General features: G+C 37.0%; 6 protein-coding genes. All 6 read left to right on the plus strand.

What is annotated here, in order from left to right; genetic code table 11:
- Nucleotides 1-14 precede the first annotated feature (14 nt).
- Complete coding sequence (locus V7147_RS13020) at nucleotides 15-734, plus strand: ribulose-phosphate 3-epimerase (protein ID WP_335368291.1); 720 nt, start codon at nucleotides 15-17, stop codon at nucleotides 732-734.
- 17 nt (nucleotides 735-751) lie between these two features.
- Nucleotides 752-1909 (plus strand): iron-containing alcohol dehydrogenase, encoded by a 1158-nt coding sequence (locus V7147_RS13025; protein WP_335368292.1) that lies wholly within the window; start codon nucleotides 752-754, stop codon nucleotides 1907-1909.
- A gap of 39 nt (nucleotides 1910-1948) precedes the next feature.
- Entirely contained in the window at nucleotides 1949-2584 is a 636-nt protein-coding gene (locus V7147_RS13030) for a transaldolase family protein (protein ID WP_335368293.1), read from the plus strand.
- Nucleotides 2585-2820: 236 nt separating this feature from the next.
- Nucleotides 2821-3081 (plus strand): YlmC/YmxH family sporulation protein, encoded by a 261-nt coding sequence (locus V7147_RS13035; RefSeq protein WP_335368296.1) that lies wholly within the window; start codon nucleotides 2821-2823, stop codon nucleotides 3079-3081.
- Between the two features lie 260 nt (nucleotides 3082-3341).
- Nucleotides 3342-4241 carry a dipicolinic acid synthetase subunit A gene (gene dpaA / locus V7147_RS13040; protein ID WP_335368294.1) on the plus strand — a complete coding sequence of 300 codons (900 nt, stop codon included), beginning with the start codon at nucleotides 3342-3344 and terminating at the stop codon, nucleotides 4239-4241.
- A gap of 1 nt (nucleotide 4242) precedes the next feature.
- Nucleotides 4243-4707: dipicolinate synthase subunit B (gene dpaB / locus V7147_RS13045; protein WP_335368295.1), on the plus strand; the 465-nt coding region annotated here is incomplete at its 3' end.

The raw sequence follows: 4707 nt of genomic DNA on the forward strand, positions 1-4707 counted from the left end.
AGGAGGAATAGTAAATGAAAAAATATATCAAAATCGCAGCGGGACTTGCTCACGTAAACTATGGTCATATAGCAGCAATTGTAAAGGAAGCATCAGATGCTGGAGCTGATTATATTCATTCAGACGCAGCTGATATGTACGATTTGAGAAATATGCAGTTAATGGGAGGACACCAAATTATTGAAGGTATTCGTCCTGTAACAGATAAGCCAATCGAATGTCATATCTACACTCGCGAATGCGATCGCTTATTTATTGAAAAAATTGCAGCTGCTGGAGCAAATATGTTGATTATTCCCGCAGAGCAATTCCTCGGTGCACCTTTAGCTTACATTATCAATTATTGCAGAGAGTTCGGCATTAAGGTTGGATTAACGATTGGCTGTTACACACCATTATCATTTGTAGAAGAAGCAATTTATGATATTGATCGTCTACACATCGTTGTACATGGAGTTGATGAAACAGATGGCAAAGACAATTGGGGCTGGAGAAGATCTTCTCTTGATTTAGTTAAAAGAGCAAGAAAACTAATCAATGAAAAAAATCCAAAATGTGAGCTTGCAGTTGATGGTGGTTTAAGAGCAGATAATTTAGCAGAAATGGTTGGTGCTGAACCAGACGTTATTATTCTATCATCTGGAATTTTTAAATATCCCGAGGGAATTACTGCAGGAGTAAAGGCATGTCGAGAAGCGATTGATAAGGCAAGTATTGAATATTTCGGCGAATAAATTTAGGGGGAGACAAAATGGAGTTTTCATTTTATTCACCTGTACGAATACATTTCGGTTCTGGTAAACGTAAAGAAATAGGAAATCGTGCAAAAATATACGGGGAAAAATGTTTAATCATTCGAACACCGATTCGAAATTCAGAACGCGAGAAATACTTTAACGAAATTACTGGAAGTTTAAATGAAAATGGTATCGATTATACCGTCTTTGATCAAGTCAAGCCTAACCCCACTACTAGTATTGTAGATGAGGCGAAAAAGCTTGCAATCGAAGAAAAGGTAGATTTCATTCTTGCTTATGGTGGAGGTTCTTCCATAGACACAGCAAAAGCAGTTGCCTTGAGAGGATATAATCCAGAGTTTACATGGGAATTTTGTTTTAACGAATGCTCAAATCCATTCGAAGATAAGGATGAAACAATCAAAGCAATTCCCATTTTAGCGATTACGACAACTTCAGGAACTGGCTCTCATGTAACACAAGCAGCTGTTATTTCGGATACAGAAAACAACGATAAATTGACGCTTTTTCATTCTAGTTTATTTCCGAAAGAGAGTTTCGTAGATCCCGAGTTAATGGTATCTGTACCTAAGCATGTCACTGCAGTAACAGGATTTGATGCGTTAAGTCATGCAATAGAAAGTTATTTAAATCCGCGTGCCTCATTATATTCAGAGACACTATCCTTGCAGTCGATATCGTTGATTGCACAAGTATTACCGAATGTTATTCACGATCTAGGTAACCTTAAGTATCGTGAAAAACTCGCCTATGCAGATACTTTATCAGGCATATGCTTGTCAAATGCTGGGGCAGAGGCTCCCCATCCAATCGGTGAAATAATTAATGGGTATTATCCTGATTTAGCTCATGGAGAAACATTAGCGTATGTTTATCCATCTTTTATGAAACATGTCAGTCAGATTAAACCAGAAAAGGTAGAAACCTTGCTTACTATTTTGAAGGAATTTGTACCAACTGGGGAATTTTTATTGGGACAAAAAGCATTTGAATCGATGAAAAACTTCCTAAAAGCGATTGAACTGACTGACGAATTGGCAAAGATTGAAATCGAAGAAGAAAAGCTAGTCCAAATGAAAGAAAAACTAGTCTTTAATCTTCCTTTAACAAATTCAAACCAGCTTCAAGAAATTCTAGTTAGCAGCTTGTAGGTTCTATTTTTACTATGATAAAGAATTGAGGGGAAATGGATGAAATACCTTATTGATTCAGCAAATCAAGTAGAAATTGACCAGTCACTAGAGATGGGCATTTGCGGGGTAACCGCAAATCCCTCCCTATATGCAAAGGAGAATGTCAATTTTTATGAATTTTTAAGGATAAACAGTCAAAGAAATTGTTTATTAACTGCTGAAGTAATTGGAGACAGTGCGGAGGATATGCTGTACCAAGCAGAAAAAATCAATGAAATCTCGAATGATATCATTATCAAATTAAATTATTCTGCATCAAGTTTAAAAGTGGCAAAGAAGCTAAAGGAAAAAGGGATAAAAACCGCAATGACTCTTGTGTTTGACCAAAACCAAGCAATGTTATCTGTATCAGCTGGGGTATCCTATTTGTTTCTCTTTGTAGCTAGAAATGAGGAAATGGGAGTAGACGGGTTAGAGTTTGTTAAGGATGTTTCGGCAATTATCGATTCTAAAGGCTATGGTGTTGAAATCGTAGCTGCAAGTATTCGGACGAAATATCAACTTCAACGTGTTGCACAGGATGCAGATTATATTGCAGTTCCATACAAATTAATTAAAGAAAGCTTCCAGCATCCGCTAACGATTGCAGGTGCAAAACAATTTGAAAAAGATATGAAGAGTTGTTTCGTATGAATATGGAGGTGATTAACGCAAGTAATATTGTCTATTCCTATTATGAAAAACTTCAACAGTACGAGGAGGAGTTGTTTCAGGATTTGGCAGATTTAGTGGCCATTCGATCTGTATTAGATGAACAGACATCTGGAAAAGATGCTCCTTTTGGAAAAGGCATCCGCGAAGTTTTTGACAAAATGCAAGAGATTGCAAGAAGAGATTCTTTCCAGATTACGGATTTTGATGGCTATGCACTGCATATTGAACACGGCAGTGGAAAAGAAATTGTCGATGTCAAACGCGCTGAAAGACTTGGTGTTTTAGGGCAAACCGATTTAGAAATTGATGAAAAAACAGGTCAAATAAAGGCACTTATTATTCCATCATTAAAATGGTTTGGTTTGAAAAGGCAAGGAAATGAAGTGCGGGTCTCATGGCAGCATATTCGTAAAATCGGAACTGATATGATCATCATTGATATTCCAGACGAATATGGCTCAGAGGAAACTGAATAGAAAAGAAGTCAACCCACGGAATATTTCCGTGGGTTTTTATATTTTTATGAAAAAAATGTTATCCTAAGCAAATTTTATCTTGTTCATTCACCTATTTTAGTAATGCCTCATAGTATGGTGGAGTAGATAAAATTTGGTGATTTTATTAAACGCAAGAAGGATCTTGATTGAAAATTAAAGCAAAAGATCGCTTAAGTGAGGCTTTCATTAACTCATATTCACTCGAGTTTGATTTTTGGTAAAAGAAGGTGATAAAACGTATGTTAACCGATATGCATGTTGCAATCATTGGTGGAGATGCACGACAGTTAGAAGTGATTCGAAAACTAATTGAATTAGATGCAAGGCTTTCTTTAATTGGATTTGACCAATTAGACCATGGATTTACAGGGGCTTCAAAGGAACGATTTGACGAAATCGACTTTACAGATATAGATGCGATTATTTTACCAGTATCCGGAACAAACAGTGAAGGTGAGGTTGAAACGATTTTTTCAAATGAAACAGTCGTCTTATCGGAAGAAATTTTATTACAAACACCTGAACACTGTGTTGTATATTCGGGAATTAGCAATTCGTATTTAGATGGATTAATAAATGCATCAAATCGTAAATTAGTACGTTTATTCGAAAGAGATGATGTAGCCATCTATAATTCCATTCCAACTGTTGAAGGTACGATTATGATGGTCATCCAAAATACGGATATAACCATTCATAATTCGAATGTTGCGGTACTAGGACTAGGAAGAGTTGGAATGAGTGTGGCAAGAAGCTTTGCTGCATTAGGGGCCCACGTAAAAGTAGGCGCCAGAAAGACAGAGCATATTGCAAGAATAACTGAAATGGGATTAACACCTTTTTTGCTCTCCAATCTTGCAGAAGAGGTTAAGGATATTGATGTTCTGATTACTACCATCCCACATTTAATTGTAACGGCAAATGTGATTTCAAAAATGCCTGCCCACACATTAATTGTTGATCTAGCCTCCAAACCGGGAGGAACTGATTTTAGATATGCAGAAAAAAGAGGGATTAAAGCATTATTAGCGCCAGGATTACCCGGTATTGTAGCTCCTAAGACTGCTGGGCAAATCGTTGCGAATGTATTATCTCAACTACTTCTTGAGTTATTTCAACAAAGAGAGGGGAACGAATAATATGACTTCATTAAAAGGAAAAAGAATCGGATTCGGTGTTACGGGATCACATTGTACCTATGATGCGGTATTACCAGAGATTATCAGGCTTGTAGATGAGGGTGCTGAGGTCTTACCTGTCGTTTCTTGGACGGTACAATCAACTAATACACGTTTTGGAGAAGGTGCAGATTGGATTGAAAGGATTGAAAAGGTTACAGGCAATAAAGTAATAGATTCAATTGTCAAAGCTGAACCATTGGGTCCTAAAATTCCACTTGATTGTATGGTAATTGCACCGCTCACAGGGAATTCCATGAGTAAATTCGCTAATGCCTTAACAGATTCCCCAGTCTTAATGGCTGCGAAAGCAACTTTACGTAATCAGCGTCCAGTTGTTTTAGGAATTTCCACAAATGATGCTTTAGGCTTAAACGGTGTAAACCTGATGAGATTAATGGCCACTAAAAATATATATTTTATCCCT

Source organism: Bacillus sp. JJ1521 (assembly GCF_036965165.1).
GTDB lineage: Bacteria > Bacillota > Bacilli > Bacillales > Bacillaceae_L > Ferdinandcohnia.